General features: G+C 56.3%; 18 protein-coding genes. 14 read left to right on the top strand and 4 right to left on the bottom strand.

The annotated features are described in order from the left end of the window. Window positions 1-10: 10 nt before the first annotated feature. The gene (locus EV680_RS08015) at window positions 11-715 is read right to left on the bottom strand and encodes a glutathione S-transferase family protein (protein ID WP_132954229.1); all 705 of its coding nucleotides are present in this window, start codon (window positions 713-715) and stop codon (window positions 11-13) included. Window positions 716-954: 239 nt separating this feature from the next. After that, window positions 955-1749 carry a thymidylate synthase gene (locus tag EV680_RS08010; protein ID WP_132954262.1) on the bottom strand — a complete coding sequence of 265 codons (795 nt, stop codon included), beginning with the start codon at window positions 1747-1749 and terminating at the stop codon, window positions 955-957. A gap of 322 nt (window positions 1750-2071) precedes the next feature. Between EV680_RS08010 and gdhA the strand changes: the two genes are divergently transcribed. Next, window positions 2072-3412 carry an NADP-specific glutamate dehydrogenase gene (gdhA, locus tag EV680_RS08005; protein WP_132954228.1) on the top strand — a complete coding sequence of 447 codons (1341 nt, stop codon included), beginning with the start codon at window positions 2072-2074 and terminating at the stop codon, window positions 3410-3412. Window positions 3413-3891: 479 nt separating this feature from the next. Here gdhA and EV680_RS08000 read toward each other — a convergent pair whose 3' ends face one another. Further along, on the bottom strand, window positions 3892-4968 hold the full coding sequence (locus EV680_RS08000) for an AI-2E family transporter (protein WP_132954227.1): 1077 nt from the start codon (window positions 4966-4968) through the stop codon (window positions 3892-3894). A 279-nt stretch (window positions 4969-5247) separates the two neighbouring features. On the opposite strand from EV680_RS08000, the gene EV680_RS07995 reads away from it, so the two are divergent. The 9 genes from EV680_RS07995 to EV680_RS07955 all read left to right on the top strand — a co-directional run bounded on the left by EV680_RS07995 (window position 5248) and on the right by EV680_RS07955 (window position 12266). Further along, window positions 5248-6177, top strand: coding sequence for a branched-chain amino acid transaminase (locus EV680_RS07995; protein WP_132954226.1), 930 nt, complete (start codon window positions 5248-5250; stop codon window positions 6175-6177). A gap of 146 nt (window positions 6178-6323) precedes the next feature. After that, on the top strand, window positions 6324-6512 hold the full coding sequence (locus EV680_RS07990) for a zinc-finger domain-containing protein (RefSeq protein WP_132954225.1): 189 nt from the start codon (window positions 6324-6326) through the stop codon (window positions 6510-6512). A gap of 16 nt (window positions 6513-6528) precedes the next feature. Further along, on the top strand, window positions 6529-6876 hold the full coding sequence (locus tag EV680_RS07985; protein ID WP_132954224.1) for a hypothetical protein: 348 nt from the start codon (window positions 6529-6531) through the stop codon (window positions 6874-6876). Between the two features lie 236 nt (window positions 6877-7112). Continuing rightward, complete coding sequence (gene waaF, locus EV680_RS07980) at window positions 7113-8183, top strand: lipopolysaccharide heptosyltransferase II (protein ID WP_132954223.1); 1071 nt, start codon at window positions 7113-7115, stop codon at window positions 8181-8183. A 114-nt stretch (window positions 8184-8297) separates the two neighbouring features. Further along, the gene (mltG, locus tag EV680_RS07975; RefSeq protein WP_132954222.1) at window positions 8298-9296 is read left to right on the top strand and encodes an endolytic transglycosylase MltG; all 999 of its coding nucleotides are present in this window, start codon (window positions 8298-8300) and stop codon (window positions 9294-9296) included. Window positions 9297-9423: 127 nt separating this feature from the next. Continuing rightward, complete coding sequence (gene tmk / locus EV680_RS07970) at window positions 9424-10050, top strand: dTMP kinase (protein ID WP_132954221.1); 627 nt, start codon at window positions 9424-9426, stop codon at window positions 10048-10050. Window positions 10051-10133: 83 nt separating this feature from the next. Next, the gene (locus EV680_RS07965) at window positions 10134-11111 is read left to right on the top strand and encodes a DNA polymerase III subunit delta' (protein ID WP_132954220.1); all 978 of its coding nucleotides are present in this window, start codon (window positions 10134-10136) and stop codon (window positions 11109-11111) included. Between the two features lie 11 nt (window positions 11112-11122). Continuing rightward, window positions 11123-11479, top strand: coding sequence for a PilZ domain-containing protein (locus EV680_RS07960; protein WP_132954219.1), 357 nt, complete (start codon window positions 11123-11125; stop codon window positions 11477-11479). A 13-nt stretch (window positions 11480-11492) separates the two neighbouring features. Next, a complete protein-coding gene (locus tag EV680_RS07955) occupies window positions 11493-12266 on the top strand; it encodes a TatD family hydrolase (RefSeq protein ID WP_132954218.1) in 774 nt (257 codons plus the stop codon). A gap of 560 nt (window positions 12267-12826) precedes the next feature. Here EV680_RS07955 and EV680_RS07950 read toward each other — a convergent pair. Then, window positions 12827-13738 carry a LysR family transcriptional regulator gene (locus EV680_RS07950; RefSeq protein ID WP_132954217.1) on the bottom strand — a complete coding sequence of 304 codons (912 nt, stop codon included), beginning with the start codon at window positions 13736-13738 and terminating at the stop codon, window positions 12827-12829. A gap of 117 nt (window positions 13739-13855) precedes the next feature. Between EV680_RS07950 and EV680_RS07945 the strand changes: the two genes are divergently transcribed. The 4 genes from EV680_RS07945 (at window position 13856) to EV680_RS07930 (ending at window position 17784) form a co-directional block, all read left to right on the top strand. Then, window positions 13856-15064 carry an MFS transporter gene (locus EV680_RS07945; RefSeq protein ID WP_341539397.1) on the top strand — a complete coding sequence of 403 codons (1209 nt, stop codon included), beginning with the start codon at window positions 13856-13858 and terminating at the stop codon, window positions 15062-15064. A gap of 93 nt (window positions 15065-15157) precedes the next feature. Continuing rightward, window positions 15158-15970 carry a 2,5-didehydrogluconate reductase DkgB gene (gene dkgB, locus EV680_RS07940; RefSeq protein WP_132954216.1) on the top strand — a complete coding sequence of 271 codons (813 nt, stop codon included), beginning with the start codon at window positions 15158-15160 and terminating at the stop codon, window positions 15968-15970. A 294-nt stretch (window positions 15971-16264) separates the two neighbouring features. After that, window positions 16265-16675, top strand: a complete 411-nt coding sequence (locus tag EV680_RS07935; RefSeq protein WP_132954215.1) for an organic hydroperoxide resistance protein — start codon at window positions 16265-16267, stop codon at window positions 16673-16675. A 335-nt stretch (window positions 16676-17010) separates the two neighbouring features. Continuing rightward, entirely contained in the window at window positions 17011-17784 is a 774-nt protein-coding gene (locus EV680_RS07930; RefSeq protein WP_132954214.1) for an MBL fold metallo-hydrolase, read from the top strand. The last annotated feature ends 193 nt before the right edge of the window (window positions 17785-17977 follow it).

Raw genomic sequence — 17977 nt, 5'->3', positions numbered from 1 at the left:
CTTTTTTATTTTATTCTTCGCCGAAAACGGCATGGTCAAAACGCTCTACATACGCGGCCAGATTCGCTTTGGCTCTGGCATATCGAGCGATTTCCGTGTCGATTGGCGTTTGAATCAAACTGGCGATTACAGGCACGATGGCTACATCGGCAGACGTGATTTCATCGCCGAAGAGATAAGATTTATGGCCTAAATAATCGCTAATAGCGTCTAAATCGGCAAAACCGAGCCGGTAGATTTCATCCAAACTATGACGCCCGATACCGTGGCCCTGCATTTGCTTTATCACATTCGCCTGCAACACCGCAAAAATTTCTTCCGCTTGTTCAGACGGCACACCATCAAACATCGCCTGCATCATAAACGGCTTGCCGATGGGATCCACAAAGCGGTTATACACGCTCGTCCAATACAGATGCTCTTCCACCATTCGGCTAAACGCGTGCCCGATGGCTTTTTGCTCGGCGCTCAACGTGCGGTCTAAATCGAATTGATATTGCGTTTTCAAATACTGCGCAATAAAGTGGCTGTCGGCAATCCATTGCTCGCCATCTTGCAACACCGGCACTTTTCCCTTCGGCATTTTGCTGAAATCGGCAACGTATTCTTTCTCGTAAGGCAGTTTTGCCAAACGCAGCAGGCTTTCCGCTTTCCACGAAAAAGGTGATGAGCTGCGGATTGCACCCGCTCCCGGTAAAGTAAATAATTTCAACATATTGTGTTCCTTATTTGGTCTTGCATAATCAAACCAAGCAGGCCGTCTGAAAAAGTTTCAGACGGCCTAGGGTCTGTTCACATTTCATCACGCGGCAATCTTTTGGCTCAAAAACGCGCCTGCCGCGTTGAAAATGCTCGCAAGGTGTTCAACCTTGCTGTGCTTTTCGCCTTGCAGCCACGCTTTTGCGCTCAAAATCTTACTCGCGGATGAATTGTGAACAGACCCTAGAATCTCTTTTACACCGCCACGGCAGCTTTGATGTGCGGGTGCGGATCGTAGCCGCTCAATTCGAAATCTTCAAACTTGAAGTCAAACAAATCGGCCACATCGGGATTTAGCGTCATGGTCGGCAGCGGCCGCGGCGTACGGCTCAATTGCAGCTCGGCCTGCTCGAAATGGTTGCGGTAAAGGTGAGCATCGCCAAACGTGTGGATAAATTCGCCCGGCTGCAAGCCGCACACCTGCGCCACCATCATGGTGAGCAGCGCATAGCTGGCGATGTTGAACGGCACGCCGAGAAAAATATCGGCGCTGCGCTGATAAAGCTGGCACGAAAGCCGGCCGTCGGCCACGTAAAACTGAAACAGCGCATGGCAGGGCGGCAGCGCCATTTCATCCACCAAAGCCGGATTCCAAGCCGACACCATCAGGCGACGCGAATCGGGGTTTTGCTTGATTTGCGCCACCACATTGGCAATTTGGTCGATGTGGCGGCCGTCGGGCGCAGGCCACGAGCGCCATTGATAGCCGTAAACCGGGCCCAGATTGCCTTCTTCATCGGCCCATTCGTCCCAAATCGACACATTATTGTCTTTCAGATATTTGATATTGGTGTCGCCCCGCAAAAACCACAGCAATTCGTGAATAATCGAGCGCAAATGCAGCTTTTTGGTGGTGAGCAAGGGAAAGCCCTCGCTCAAATCGAAACGCATTTGATAGCCAAACACCGAGCGCGTGCCGGTGCCGGTGCGGTCGGCCTTGTCGGTGCCGTGTGCCAGCACATGGCGCATTAAATCTTGATAAGCTTGCATGGTTTCCTCACGGGTGCGGCCGCAGCAGGCGGCCTGAAAATAATGCGGCATTGTAACACCGGCGGGGCGCTTTTTTAAGCCGCCGGCCTGCGCAAGCTGCTTTGACGCAAACCAACTTTTGCGCCAATTGATGCAGAATTTTGTTGGCAATTTGGCCTGCTACAGTTTATATTACGGCAGGTTACATCTTTTAACGCACCGTCTTTCCGGCAAATATATAATAAATATCGATTATTTCAAAAACCCTTAGCTTATTTTGACAACAATCAGGCATATCGGTATTCAACTGCCCTGAGCCAACATCACAAAAAAGGAGCAACACATGGCCGTAGATTTGCATCAATTATTCGGACAAGTCAAACAGCGCGACCCGCACCAAACCGTGTTTCATCAGGCAGTAGAAGAAGTGTTTACCAGCCTCACTCCTTTTCTGGCCGCCAACAGCCATTATGCCGAACACGGCCTGCTCGAGCGCTTGGTGGAACCCGAGCGTGTGATTCTGTTTCGCGTGCCCTGGATGGACGACGCAGGCAATGTGCAGGTCAACCGCGGCTTCCGTGTGCAGATGAATTCTGCCATCGGCCCCTACAAAGGCGGCTTGCGCTTTCACCCCAGCGTGAATTTGGGCGTGTTGAAATTTTTGGCGTTCGAGCAAGTGTTTAAAAATGCGCTCACCACGCTGCCGATGGGCGGCGGCAAAGGCGGCTCCGATTTCGACCCTAAAGACAAGAGCGACAATGAAGTGATGCGTTTTTGCCAATCGTTTATGAGCGAGCTCTACCGCCACATCGGTGCCGACACCGACGTGCCCGCCGGCGACATCGGCGTCGGCGGCCGCGAAATCGGCTATCTGTTCGGTCAATACAAGCGCTTGAGCAATGAATTCAGCTCAGTGCTCACCGGCAAAAGCCTCACCTACGGCGGCAGCCTGATCCGCCCCGAAGCCACCGGCTACGGCACCGTTTACTTTGCCGAATTCATGCTCGCCACCCGCAACGACAAGCTCGAAGGCAAAAAGGCGGTGGTGTCCGGCTCGGGCAACGTGGCGCAATATGCCTGCGAAAAACTGCTGCACAACAATGCTATCGTGCTCACCGTGTCCGATTCAGACGGCTTTGTGCATTTCCCCGAAGGCATGACCGAATTGCAGCTCGAAGCGCTGAAAGAATTGAAAAACGAGCGCCGTGCGCGCCTTTCCGTGTATGCCCAAGAGCAAGGTCTGCCTTATCACCAAGGCTTGAGCCCGTGGCATGTGCCCTGCGACATCGCGCTGCCCTGCGCCACCCAAAACGAGCTCGACGAAGCCGATGCGGCCATGCTCTTGGGCAACGGCTGCATCTGCGTGGCCGAAGGCGCGAATATGCCCTGCACCATCGCCGCGGTAGACACCTTTGTTCAGGCGCAAATCCTCTATGCGCCGGGCAAAGCCAGCAACGCCGGCGGCGTGGCCACCTCCGGCCTGGAAATGAGCCAAAACGCGCTGCGCATGTCGTGGTCGGCCAAAGAAGTGGATCAACACCTTTACAACATCATGACCAATATCCACGAATCCTGCCTGCAATACGGGCATGAAAGCGGCGGCTTCGTGAATTATGTCAACGGCGCCAACATCGCCGGCTTTGTGAAAGTGGCCGATGCCATGCTGGCACAAGGTTTGGTGTAGGGCGGGCGCATCAAAAGGCCGTCTGAACAGGGTTTCAGACGGCCTTTTTCTATCGGGCAACACAGCTTCTTATACCCATCCTAAAAATAAGCTTACAAAATATAATGAAATTCAAGAAAAAGTGACACAACGGGTAGGTTGGGTTAAAAATCCAACAAGCCCAGAGGCCGTCTGAAATCTTGGGTTTATCAACCCAGCCTACTTCGTTATAGAGCGTAGTTTTGTATCACTTTTTCTTGCATTCCACTATAAATATAAAAGCAGTTCAGCAGCACCATCCGCCCAGATCGGATTCTTAAAACCGACGTTCGGCCAACGGCCAAAGCAATGTGTGTGCCTTGTTCTGCGAACAAGTGTCGGATTTGAGAATTCGACCTACAGGCTGCTTATTTTTTAGGTTTGATATAAAAGGCCGTCTGAACGGTTTTCAGACGGCCTCTGCCTGTCATGCCATTATGGCCGATTGATTTGAAGCGGTATTATTCCTGCTCTTGCCGGTAAAAACCGCTTTTGAAATAAGCATCCACACCCTCGCGCAGCAACACCAGCGTCACCGCCGCCAAAGGCAGACCCACCAACATGCCCACAAAGCCCATCAATTGGCCGAACGCCATTAAAGAGAAAATCACCCAAAAAGGCGACAGGCCGATGCGGTCGCCCACGATTTGCGGGGTGATGAAAAAGCTTTCTAAAAATTGGCCGATGGCAAACACGCCCCACACCATAAAAAGCCCCTGCCACGAGCCAAATTGCAGCAAAGCCGCCAGCGTGGCCAGCAAAAGGCCGGTAAACGCGCCCAAATAAGGCACAAACACCAAAATACCGGCAATCATGCCGATGGCAAAGCCCGAATCCAGCCCCACAAACATCAAACCGAAGCCGTAAATCAAGCCCATAATCAGCATCACCATCAGCTGGCCGCGCAAAAATTCGCCCAACACTTTATCCATATTGCCCGAAATGCGCTGATAAGTGCCCACATAACGGCGCGGCACCATCGCACGAATGCCGTGCGCCCAACGCTGCCAGTCGAGCAAAAAGTAATAGAGCAAAAAAGGCAGCAAAAACAAATTGGTCACGCCCAACACCACCGTGCCGCCCTGCTTCATCAGCGTGGGCATGATTCTTTGCAAAGCATCGCGCACCGAGCCGGTGTGCGATTGCAGCCACGCCACAATAGAAGGCGTGTCGAGCGTGAGATGGCCGCCCAGCAGCATATTGATCCACGGCAGCACTTTGTTTTGCACAAAATCCACAATTTGCGGCAGCCGCGCCACCATATTGTTAAACTGATTCACCAGCATCGGCACAATCACCAAAGTGAGCGCCAAAATCAACACCAGCGAGAAAATCATCACCAACATCGCCGCCAGTCCGCGCTTAATGCCTTTATCGCGCAGCTTTTCCACCAGCGGGTTCAAAATATAGGCCAACACCGCCGCCACGATAAACGGCGTGAGAATATTGCCCAAGGCATAAAAGAGCCACACCACCACCGCCAGCACCGCCACGCCGGCCATCCACGGCCTGATGCCGCGCGTTTTCTTCTGATACATTGCTTTATTCCGGTTTGCAAACGGTGCAAGCATACCAGTTTGGCGGCGGCTTTGCATCTGCCTTTGAGGCCGTCTGAAACGCTTCAGACGGCCTATCCGATATCTGCCGCAAAGGCACGCGCAGCAAAATAAAAAACAGGTATAATAAAAACATTTTTCCGCTTCCCGTCCGCAGCTGCGGCAGCCACCCGCCCTGCCGCATGCATCACGCCGCGCACAACGCAGCCGCGCGCAGAAGCACCCGCACAACCGCATCACATTATCGAAAGAAAGCAAATCATGGCATTACCTATGGACGACCGCGACGGCAAAATCTGGTTCAACGGCCAACTAATAGAATGGCGCGACGCCAAAACCCACGTGCTCACCCACACCCTGCACTACGGCATGGGCGTGTTTGAAGGCGTGCGCGCTTATGAAACCGCCGAAGGCCCGGCGATTTTCCGCCTGCAAGAGCACACCAAGCGCCTGTTTAACTCGGCCAAAATCCTTGGCATGAAGCTGCCCTACACGCAAGACGAAATCAACCAAGCGCACATCGATGTGGTGAAAGCCAACAATCTGCATTCGTGCTATTTCCGCCCGATGGCTTATTATGGCGCGGCCAAGCTCGGCGTGGCGCCGCAGGCCGATGATGTGCAAGTGATTCTGGCCGCCTGGCCTTGGGGCGCCTACTTGGGCGAAGAGGGCATGAAGCGCGGCATCCGCGTGCGCGTGAGCAGCTTCACCCGCCACCACCCTAATATCCACATGATTAAAGCCAAAGCCAACGGCAACTATCTGAATTCGATTCTGGCCAACACCGAAGCCACCCGCGACGGCTACGACGAAGCCATTTTGCTCGATGCGCAAGGCTATGTGGCCGAAGGCTCGGGCGAAAACATTTTCGTGGTAAACGAAGGCAGGCTCTACACCCCCGCGCTCGATGTGGCGCTCGACGGCATCACCCGCAAGAGCGTGATTGCCATCGCCGAAGAAATGGGCTTGCCGGTGATTGAAAAGCGCATCACCCGCGACGAGCTTTACGCCGCAGACGAAGTGTTTTTCACCGGCACCGCAGCGGAAGTCACCCCCATCCGCGAAATCGACAACCGCGAAATCGGTATCGGCGAGCGCGGCCCCATCACCACCGAAATCCAACAGCGCTATTTCGATATCGTGGAAGGCAAAAATCCGGCCTACCGCCACTGGCTGACTTACGTGAAATAATCGGCCGATTTGTTCACCATTCATCCGCAAGCAAGATAAATAGTGAACAAACCCGGCATAGGCCGTCTGAAAACATTCAGACGGCCTATGCCGCAAAATAAACACAATACCGTCTATCAAACAGAATGGAATATAAAGGATAAACCATGAGCGAACTCAAGCAAGACACCATCGTTATCACCCCGCACGATTTGCCGCTGCATTGCGCCGGCCCGCAAAACGAAACCTGGAACGGCCACCCGCGCGTGTTTCTGCCGATCGAATCCAACAGCAGCATCGAATGCCCTTATTGCGGCGCAGTTTACCGGCTCGAAGGCGAAGCCGGCCATCATTGAGCAGGAGGGTATCTGCATGAAACGCACCGCCCCGCTTCTGCTGATTTTCGCGCTGGCCGCCTGCGGCTCGCAAAAAGCCGTGCGCCCGACGGCACCTGCGCCGGTGGTGGCCGAAACACAAACCTACACCATCGACTACAAAGCCGCCAAAGGCAGCGAGCGCATCAAGGCTGTGTATATCAACAGCAACCGCCCGATTACCGTAGAGCTGCATCAGGGCGGCACGGTTGAAACCCTCACCCAAGTGCAATCGTGGGCCAAAGGCGCCGAATATGCCAACCCCGACACCCGCTGGCATGTGCAGGATGCCGCCGCCACGCTCACCCGCAAAGGCAGGAAAACGGCTTATATCGAAACCGATTAAGGCCCGGTTTCTGTTCACATTTCATCACGCGGCAATGTCGGCTCAAAAGCTTACTCGCGGATGAATGATGAACAGCAGGCCGTCTGAAAAGCGTTCAGACGGCCTCGCGCATTTCGGTGCAACAGCCTGAGCCACACCTGATTGTTGATGAGAAAAAGCCAGCCAAACCAACGCCGTTAGGTGGACTTTTGGGTTTGGCATTACAATAACAACCAAACCCCACAGCCCACCTTGCCATGTCGAAAAAAATCCTCATCATTTCCCCCAGCTGGATAGGCGATTGCGTGATGACGCAGCCGCTCTACCGCCGTCTGCAAGATTTGCACCCCGGCTGCACCATTGATGTGCTCGCGCCCAAATGGTCGATGGCGGTGTTTGAACGCATGCCCGAAATAAGCGGCATTCTGGAAAACCCTTTCGGCCACGGCGCGCTCGATTTGAAAAAGCGCTGGCAGCTCGGCCGCCAATTGGGCAAGCGCGGCTATGATCAGGTGATTGTGCTGCCCGGCTCGCTCAAATCGGCCATTATCGCCGCCGCCAGCGGCATCCGGCAGCGCACCGGCTATGTGGGCGAATCACGCTATCTTCTGCTCAACGACATCCGCAAGCTCGACAAAGCCGCGCTGCCCTTGATGGTCGACCGCTACACCGCGCTGGCGCACCCCACTCAGGCCGAATTCAACGGCTATTCCGGCCGGCCGCGCTTTCAAATCAACCCGCAAAGCCAGGCCGCCGCGCTTGCCCGCCACGGCCTCAACACCGCTAAGCCCGTGCTCGCTTTCTGCCCCGGCGCAGAATACGGCCCCGCCAAACGCTGGCCGCCGCGCCATTTTGCCGCGCTCGCCCGCCGCTATGCCGCTCAAGGCTGGCAGGTTTGGCTGTTTGGCTCACAAAAAGATTTCAGCATCGCCGAAGAAATCAACACCCTTTCAGACGGCCTGTGCATCAATTTATGCGGCCAAACCAGCTTATCCGAAGCCATCGATTTGCTCGCCTGCGCCGACACCGTGGTGTGCAACGACAGCGGCCTGATGCACCTGGCCGCCGCGCTGGGCAGAAAGCTCGTGGCCGTGTATGGCTCCTCCAGCCCCGACCACACTCCGCCCTTGAGCAGCCGCGCCCAAATCGTGAGCCTCAACCTCGATTGCTCGCCCTGCTTTCAGCGCGAATGCCCGCTCGGCCACACCGACTGCCTCAACAAGCTGATGCCCGAAACCGTGCAGCAAGCCGCACAAGCGCTTGCCGCCGCCGAATATTCAGACGGCCTCAGCACTTTTCCCAACCTGAAACACAACGAAGAAGCCTGATTATCCGGCCCGCTCCAAACTGATTGTGAAACAAAGCGGCAAACACAAATAAAAACGCAGCAGATTTCGCTTCAATCAAACCCTAAAACCACATCACACTTTAAAGAACACACCATGCTGAAAAAAACCATTAAATGGCTGCTGATTGTGCTGATATTGCTGGCTGCCGCTTGGGCTGCCTTGTTGTTTATCCCCAAAAGCAATCCCGCCGCCTACCGCATGAAAGTAGAACAAGGCCAAGGTATTTCCGCCGTGAGCCGCAAGCTTGATGACGACAAGATCATCTACAGCCGCCATGTGCTGCTGGCCACCGCCTACCTGATGGGCGCGCACAACCAATTGCACAGCGGCACTTACCGCCTGCCCGCAAACGTATCGGCATGGCAGATTTTGCAGCGCCTGCGCGGCGGCCACCCCGACACCGTTACCGTGCGCATTATCGAAGGCATGCGTTTTGCACAAATGCGCAATATCATCGACAACACCGCCGACATCCGCCACGACACCCGCGGCTGGAGCAATGAAAAATTGCTGCAAGCCATCGCACCCGATGCCCCGAGCAGCAACCCCGAAGGGCTGTTTTTCCCCGACAGCTACGAAATCGATGCCGACAGCAGCGATTTGCAGCTCTACCGCCTCGCCTACCGCACCATGCAGCAGCGTCTGCACGCCGCGTGGGACGAGCGCCAAAGCGGCCTGCCCTATCAAAACCCGTATGAATTGCTGATTATGGCCAGCCTCGTAGAAAAAGAAACCGGCCACGAAGCCGACCGCCGCCATGTGGCCGCCGTATTCGTCAACCGCCTCAATATCGGCATGCGCCTGCAAACCGACCCCACCGTGATTTACGGCATGGGCAGCCGCTATCAAGGCCGCATCCGCAAAGCCGATTTGCAGCGCGACACCCCCTACAACACCTACACCCGCACCGGCCTCACCCCCACGCCCATCGCCCTGCCCGGCCGCGCCGCGCTCGAAGCCGCCGCCCATCCTTCAGCCGAAAAATACCTTTATTTCGTGTCGAAAATGGACGGCACGGGCTTGAGCCAGTTCAGCCACAACCTTGATGAACACAACGCCGCCGTGCGCAAATATATTTTAAAGCGCGAATAAGCCCGATTGGCAGGCACAATTCAATAGGCCGTCTGAAAACATTTTTTCAGACGGCCTATTTCGTTATAATCCGTTTTTATCTTTCCAACCAACCGCGCCCAGCGCCGTTTGCCCACACGGAAGCCTTATGCAAGCACAATTCATCACCCTCGACGGCATCGACGGCGCCGGCAAATCCACCAATCTTAACGTGATTCGGAATTGGTTTGACAAGCGCCGCCTGCCGGTGCTGTTCACCCGCGAGCCCGGCGGCACGCCTTTGGGCGAAGCCTTGCGCGAAATCCTGCTCAACCCCGCCACCCAAGCGGGCTTGCGCACCGAAACGCTGCTGATGTTTGCCGCGCGCCAACAACACATCGAAAACGTGATACTGCCCGCGCTCAAAAGCGGCGTGCATGTGGTGTCCGACCGCTTCACCGATGCCACTTTTGCCTACCAGGGCGGCGGGCGCGGCGTGCCATTTGCCGACATCGAAACGCTGGAAAACTGGGTGCAAGGCAGCCTGCGCCCCGATTTAACCTTGCTTTTGGATGTGCCGCTGGAAGTATCCATGAGCCGCATTGCGCAGGCGCGCGAAAAAGACCGCTTCGAGCAGGAAGAAGCCGCCTTTTTCACCCGCGTGCGCGATGCCTATCTGAGCCGCGCCGCCGCCGCGCCCGAGCGCTATGCACTCATCGACAGCAACCGCGATTTGGCTTTGGTGCGCCAATCGGTGGAAGAAGCATTGAGCCGCCATTTCCAAAAGCCAGCGTAATTGAAAGAGGCCGTCTGAAAATCTTTCAGACGGCCTCAAGCCTTGTATAATAAACGCCACTTCATTTTGATAACGATACCCGCATGATTTACCCTTGGCACGCCGCCCAATGGCAAAAGCTGGCCGAACACTGGCAGCAGCAGCCCAATGCCTGGCTTTTCACCGGCAAACAAAACACCGGCAAAACCGCATTTGCCCGCCACTTGGCGCAGGCTTTGCTGTGTGAAACACCGAAAAGCCGCCACGAGCCTTGCGGCCAATGCCCCTCATGCCATTTGTTTGCCCAGCAAAGCCATCCCGATTTTTACGAACTCACGCCCGAAATCCCCGAAGGCGAAGCCGTGGGGCGCAAGCTGCTGCAAATCAAAATCGACGCCGTGCGTGCCCTCATCAACGATATCCAGCTCACATCCGTGCGCGGCGGCCGGCGCGTGGTGCTGGTGCACCCGGCTGAAAGCATGAATCTGCAAGCGGCCAACGGCTTGCTCAAAGTGCTGGAAGAGCCGCCGGCCGATGTGGTGTTTATTTTGGTCACCCATGCGCGCGACAAGCTTTTGCCCACCATCAAAAGCCGCTGCCGCCAAATGCTCTTAAGCCCACCCGGCCGCGAAGAAGCACTGCAATTTCTGCACACACGCGGCATGGCCGATGCCGAAGCGCTGCTGGCTTTTCACAGCGGCGCACCCCTTTTCGAGCCCGCGCCCGAGCAAGACGCCTTACGCCGCGAGCTGCTCGAATTATTGGCCGCGCCGCGCCTGTTGGGCATACTCGACTATGCCGCCGCCTTCGACAAACAAAAATGGCCGCTGGCCGTGTTTCTCGACTGGCTGCACAAATGGCTGCTCGATATCGGCCTGAGCGCCCGCCAAATGCCGCCGCTCTATTACCCCGCCCACGCCTCGGCTCTGCACAAAGTAGCCGTCCAAACCGATGCCGCCGCACTTTTTGCCCTGCTTGGCAGCTTATCTGCATTAGCCCCTTACGGCCACCACACCTTGAATGTTAAAATGCAGCTTGAACGCATTTTGATCGACTATCTTACCTTCTGGCAAAACAAATAAAGGCCACTCAAATGAACAAAACCGACAACCTGCCCGGCCGCATGATGGCGCTGCAATTGAAAGACAAACACCTGCTCTACAACAGCTATATGGCTTTTTTCGAGCACGGCGGCCTGTTTGTGCCCACCGACGATGCATTCTCGCTCGGCGACGAAGTGCTGCTGGCGCTGGAATTAGCCGAGCATCCCGACAAAAAATTCCTGCGCACCCAAGTGGCCTGGATCAACCCCGCCCGCACCTCGGCCAACCGCCCCAAAGGCATCGGCTTGGCCTTTTCCAACGATGAAATCAGCGCCCAAACCAAAAGCCAAATTGAAGCCGAATTGGGCAGCCTGCTGAAAAACGACCGCACCACCTTCACCCTCTGAGCCGAAGCCGCCCATGCAACTGATTGATTCACATTGCCATTTGAATTTCGAAGGCCTCGCCGAGCGCCTGCCCGAAGTGCTTGCCAATATGGCGGCAAACCAAGTGGCGCAGGCGCTGGCCATCAGCGTGAGCCGCGAAAGCTTCGAAGAAGTGCTCGCCATTGCCCAAGCGCACGACAATATCTACGCCAGCGTGGGCGTGCACCCCGACCGTGAAGACGCCAAAGAATTCAGCATCGCCGAAATGTGCGCCCATGCCGCCCACCCCAAAGTGGTGGGCATAGGCGAAACCGGCCTCGATTACCATTGGTGCAAAGGCGATTTGGCTTGGCAGCAGCGCCGCTTCGCCGAGCACATCGAAGCAGCCAACCAAAGCGGCCTGCCGCTGATTGTGCACACCCGCGATGCCGCCGACGACACCATGGCCATGCTGCGCGAAGGCCGCGCCCACGCCGGCGTGATCCACTGCTTCACCGAAAATGTGCGCGTGGCGCGCATGGCGCTTGATTTGGGCTTTTACATTTCTTTTTCCGGCATCGTCACCTTCAAAAACGCCGCCGATATTCAAGAAGCGGCCAAATATGTGCCCGCCGACCGCATCTTGGTGGAAACCGACGCCCCTTATCTCGCGCCCGTGCCCAAGCGCGGCCGCCAAAACGAGCCGGCCTATGTGCGCCACACCGCCGAATTCGTGGCCGCCCTGCGCGGCGACACCTTGGAAAACACCGCCCGCACCACCACCGACAATTTCTATGCCCTGTTCAACAAAGTGCCGCGCCCCGCTTAATTAATGATTGAGGGTCTGTTCACAATCAATGCGTAGCAAGTAGGTACGATTAGCGCAGCGTAATCGTACGCATGAAACTCACCGAACACCCAAAGCCAAACAAGCCGTCTGAAACAGCGTAGGTACGATTAGCTTTGCCAAAGCAAAGCGTAATCGTACGCATGAAACCTGCCGCACACCCAACACCAAACAGGCCGTCTGAACACCCAAGTTTCAGACGGCCTGCGAGGTTTTCATCAACTTAAAGTCGATATCGTGCAATATGCATGCGTACGATTACGCCGTTTCACGGCTAATCGTACCTACGGCACTGCCGCGCACCCAAAGCCAAACAGGCCGTCTGAAACAGCGTAGGTACGATTAGCTTTGCCAAAGCAAAGCGTAATCGTACGCATGAAACCTGCCGCACACCCAACACCAAACAGGCCGTCTGAATAACCAAGTTTCAGACGGCCTGCGAGGGTTTCAATCAACTTAAAGTCGATAGCGTGCAATATGCATGCGTACGATTACGCTGCGCTAATCGCACCTACGGCGCTGTCTTTTTTACCCCGTCAACATCAAGCCTGCGCACGATACCACGGCATCTGCGCCACTTGCTGCGCCAAAAAATCGATAAACACCGCGGTGCGTGCCAAAAGCGTGCGGTGGCGGTAATACACGGCATAAAGCGGCTGGCTGACATGCTCGCGCTCGTGTTCCAAAAGCGGCACCAGCGCGCCGCTTTCGCGGTCGGTAAACGTCATCAAATCCGACAAACACACAATACCGTTGCCGGCCAGCGCCAGATGGCGCAGGGTTTCTCCGCTGGAAGCGCGCACGGCGGGGCTGATTTCCAGCAGGCCGCCGCGGCCGTCGGGCAGCGGCCATTGGTTGAGCGTGGTGGGGGCGGTGAAACCGAGCAGGCGGTGTTGCGCCAAATCGGCGGCGCTTTGCGGCGTGCCGTGTTGCGCCAGATAAGCGGGCGCGGCCAGGATGCGGATGGCGGTGTGGCCGAGCAGGCGCGCGTGCATGGCGGAATCTTGCAAGCGGCCGATGCGCAGCGCCACATCGGTGCGCTCTTCAATCAAATCAATCAAATGATCGTTGCTGCCCAACTCGATTTCGATTTGCGGATATTGGGCGCAAAAATCGGCCAACAGCGGCGAGAGCACATGCAGCATCACCGGCACCGAAGTGTTGATGCGCAACACACCGCCGATTTGCGCGCGCCTCAGCGCCAGCCGCTCTTCGGTGAGGCGCACTTCATCGAGTATTTTGTGCGCCTGCGCCAATAGAAGGCGGCCTTCGTCGGTGATTTCCATGCGACGGGTGCTGCGTTGCAACAAGGTGAGGCCCAAATGCTGCTCGAGCCGGCTCAAGCTGCGGCTCACGGCCGACACGGGCATATCCAGCCGCTGCGCGGCGCCGCTGATCGAGCCGCTTTCCACGATTTGCACGAAAATATTCAATGCCTCTAAATCCAATTTCATTTTTGCACTTTCTGTAAAAATCATTTGCAGATTATCCTATTTTTCTGAAAATGTAAAAGCAGCATAATGCCGCCTGTGATGCATTTTCCAGCCCGGTTTTTTTCAGACGGCCTGCTTATGATGAAAGGAAAAATGATGATGCCTCCTGCTTTATTTGCTTTGATGCTCGGTGCGTTTGCCATCGGCACCACCGAATTTGTGATTGTGGGGCTCTTGCCCACCATTGCCGCCGATTTGGGCATCACGCTGCCCTCGGCCGGCTTGGCGGTGAGCCTTTATGCTTTATCGGTGGCGCTTAGCGCGCCGCTGCTCACGGCGGCCACCGCCCGCTGGCCGCGCAAAAATGTGTTGTTGATGTTGATGGCGGTTTTTGTGCTGGGCAATCTCTTGGCCTGGCAGGCCACAAGCTTCGCCACTTTGCTGATTGCACGCATCGTTACCGGCCTGGCGCACGGGGTGTTTTTCTCTATCGGCGCCACCATCGCCACCCAGCTTGTGGCTAAAGAAAAAGCCGCGCGTGCGATTGCGATGATGTTTACCGGCCTCACCGTGGCGCTGGTTACCGGTGTGCCGCTGGGCACGTTTATCGGCCAACATTGGGGCTGGCAAACCACTTTTCTGATTGTGTCTTCATTGGGCGTGGCCGCCTTTATCGGCAGCCTGCTGTTTATCCCGAGCCGCTTGCAGCAAGGTGCGCCGGCCACCCGTGCGCAGCAATTGGCCGTGCTCACTTCGCCGCGCTTGTGGTTGGTGTATGCGCTCACCGTGATCGGCTATGGCGGCACTTTTGTGCTCTTCACCTTTCTGGCGCCCATTTTGCAGGAATTGAGCGGCTTCAGTAACGATGCGGTGAGCCTGATGTTGGTTGCCTACGGCATCGCGGTGGCCACCGGCAATATTCTCGGCGCCCGCCTGGCCGACCGCGCCGGTGTGCGCACCGCACTGAATATTCTGTTTGCCGCCCAGGCTTTGGTGCTGCTGTCGTTTCTGTTTACCGCCGCGCATCCGGTGGCGGTGGTGTTCAGCACCGTGCTGCTGGGCTTAACCAGCTTTGCCACCGTGCCGCCGCTGCAATTAATGGTGGTGCAGCAAGCCGAAAAAGACGCGCCGCAAGCGGTGGAAGTGGCTTCCGGTCTCAACATCGCTGCTTTTAATCTCGGCATTACCTTCGGCGCAGCGCTGGGCGGCTGGATTGTGGCACACAGCGGCCTGATCCACACCGCTTGGGCAGGTGCCCTGCTGCTGGCGCTGGCCACCGCGCTATCGATGCATGGCAGCCGCAGCGGCAAAAAAGCAGCCGTCACCCCTTGCTTGAACAACGATTGATTTTTAAACTGATGCTGTTGCACAGGCCGCCTTTCAGACGGCCTGCCTTTGAAAACCTTTATTTTTCAAAACCTTTATATTCAGGAGCTTGATATGAACACCAACACCTTACCCGCCTTTGGCGTGGGCACTTTCCGCTTAAGCGGCCAAACCGTGATCGATTCGGTGAAAAACGCGCTCGATGTGGGCTACCGCGCCATCGACACCGCCCAAATCTACGGCAACGAAGCCGAAGTGGGGCAAGCCATTGCCGAGAGCGGTGTGCCGCGCAGCGAGCTTTTCCTCACCACCAAAATCTGGGTCGACAACTACAGCCCGAGCAAACTGGCCGACAGCCTCAAAGAGAGCCTGCACAAATTGCGCACCGATGCCGTGGACCTCACCCTGATTCACTGGCCCGCCCCCGGCAACGGCGTGGCTTTGGCCGATTTTATGGGCGCGCTCGCCGAAACGAAAGCCCAAGGGCTCACCCGCCTGATCGGCGTGTCCAACTTCAATATCGCACAAACCCGCGAAGCAATCGAGGTGGTGGGCAGCGGCGAAATCGCCACCAACCAAATTGAATTGAGCCCCTATCTGCAAAACAGAAAATTGGTGGACTTTCTGCAAGCCCAAGCTATCCGTGTCACCTCCTACATGACTTTGGCCTACGGCAAAGTGCTGCAAGACCCAACCCTGCTCGACATCGCCCGCGCCCACCAAGCCACCAGCGCCCAAGTGGCATTGGCTTGGGCGCTGCACAAAGGCTATGCCGTGATTCCCTCATCCACCAAGCGCGAAAACCTCATCAGCAACCTCAAAGCGCAGCAGCTCGCCCTCACCGATGCCGACATGCAGCGCATCGATGCGCTTGAGCGCAACGGCCGCGAAGTGAGCCCCGAAGGCTTGGCGCCCGAGTGGGATTAAGCAGCATCGGTATCCATCAAAAAACCATCTTACTGCGTTGTGTCGCTTTGCCATACAGTCTGCGCTGCACCGCCTCGTAAATTTGCTTTATTGAAAGGGCACTTAATTTAAAGGCCGTCTGAACCCTGAAAATCGTTCAGACGGCCTTTAAATATACATACAAACATGTATAACAAAATTTAACCCTGCCGCAACAAACAATACATTTGTTTTGCATTAAAGTAACGCATAGCAGGCCGTCTGAAACTGTGCTCCGGCAACCTGCCTCCCTCAAAACCTCACAAGGATGCAAGCATGAAAATCTTCTACACCACCCGCGCCACCGCCACCGGCGGCCGCTCCGGCCACACTGCGCTTGACGACGGCAGCCTCGCCTTTGATTTGGTTGTGCCAGGCTCCGGCAAAAGCGGCGCCAACCCCGAGCAATTGTTTGCCCTGGGCTATGCCGCCTGCTTCGACAGCGCCCTGGAGCTGACCGCCAAAAAACTGAAATTGCCGCTGGCCGGCAGCCACACTTCAGTGGCCATCGGCATCGGCCAAACCCCCGAAGGCGGCTACAAGCTCGATGCCGACATCACCGTGCGCACCCAAGGGCTCAGCACCGAGCAAGCGCAGCAGCTGATTGAAGCCGCCCACCAAGTTTGCCCCTATTCCAACGCCACCCGCGGCAATATCGACGTGCGCCTGCATGTAGAAACCGCTTAACGCGCCGAGCCCGCAAGGCAAATTCAAAATGCCGTCTGAAAATTCAGACGGCATTTTAATCAACCGGCGCGCGCAACATCTTTTCCCTTCTAGGGTCTGTTCACAATTCATCCGCGAGTAAGATTTTGAGCGCAAAAGCGTGGCTGCAAGGCGAAAAGCACAGCAAGGTTGAACACCTTGCGAGCATTTTCAACGCAGCAGGCGCGTTTTGAGCCAAAATATTGTCGCGTGATGAAATGTGAACAGACCCTAATAAGCTATAATAACCCACTTGTGCTGTGCCGTTTCAGACGGCCTCTCCCGTAAAACAACCCACAAAACAATACCCACACATTATGCCCCATATCCGCCTGACCGTGCTCGGCTGCGGCAGCTCCTCCGGCACCCCCGCCATCGGCTGCACCTGCCCCGTGTGCACCAGCCCCCACCCGAAAAACCGCCGCAGCCGTTGCAGCGCCTGGCTCGATATCGGCGGCCAAGGCTGGCAAATCGACACCGGCCCCGATTTCCGCAGCCAAGCCCTGCGCGAGCAGCTGCCGCGCATCGACGGCGTGCTCTACACCCACCCGCACGCCGACCACCTCAACGGCATTGATGATTTGCGCGGCTTTTGCTACAAGCAGCAAGGCAGCATACCGATTTACGGCAGTGCCGCCACCCTGGCCAACATCAGCGAGCGCTTCGACTACGCCTTTTTCCCGCCCGGCAGCCACTGGAACCGCCCCGTGCTCGAAGCGCGCCCGCTCACCGACAGCCTCACGCTCAACGGCGCGCCGCTGCAACACTTCCAAATGCCGCACGGCCATTGGCACACCACCGCCTACCGCATCGCAAACATCGCCTGGCTCACCGACATCAACCACATCAGCAGCGCCCAAATTGCCGCTCTGCAAGGCTTGGATCATTTGTTTATCGACTGCTTAAGCCCGCGCCCCTACCCCAGCCACTTAAGCTTCGATCAAGCCTGCGATTATGCCGAGCAAATCGGCGCCCGCCACACCTGGCTGATTCACATGACCCACGCGCTGGGCTACGAAGAATTGCTCGCCGCCTGCCCGCCCGGCATCGCCCCCGCCTACGACGGTCTCACCATTAATTCAAGCTATTAAACTGCGTAGGTACGATTAGCTTTACAAAGCAAAGCGTAATCGTACGCATGCCACACTAACAGCAAGCCGTAGGTACGATTAGCCGCCCAAAGGCGGCGTAATACCATTTAAAATAAATAATCTATAATAAAGCCCATTCACAAGCCACCAGCGAACAGAGTTTGTCTTTTTCTGCAACCAACGCATTCCACGC

The organism is Uruburuella suis (assembly GCF_004341385.1).
Classification (GTDB): domain Bacteria; phylum Pseudomonadota; class Gammaproteobacteria; order Burkholderiales; family Neisseriaceae; genus Neisseria; species Neisseria suis.
Note: the sequence above shows the minus strand (reverse complement) of the source record. Positions and strands in the feature narration are given on the sequence as shown.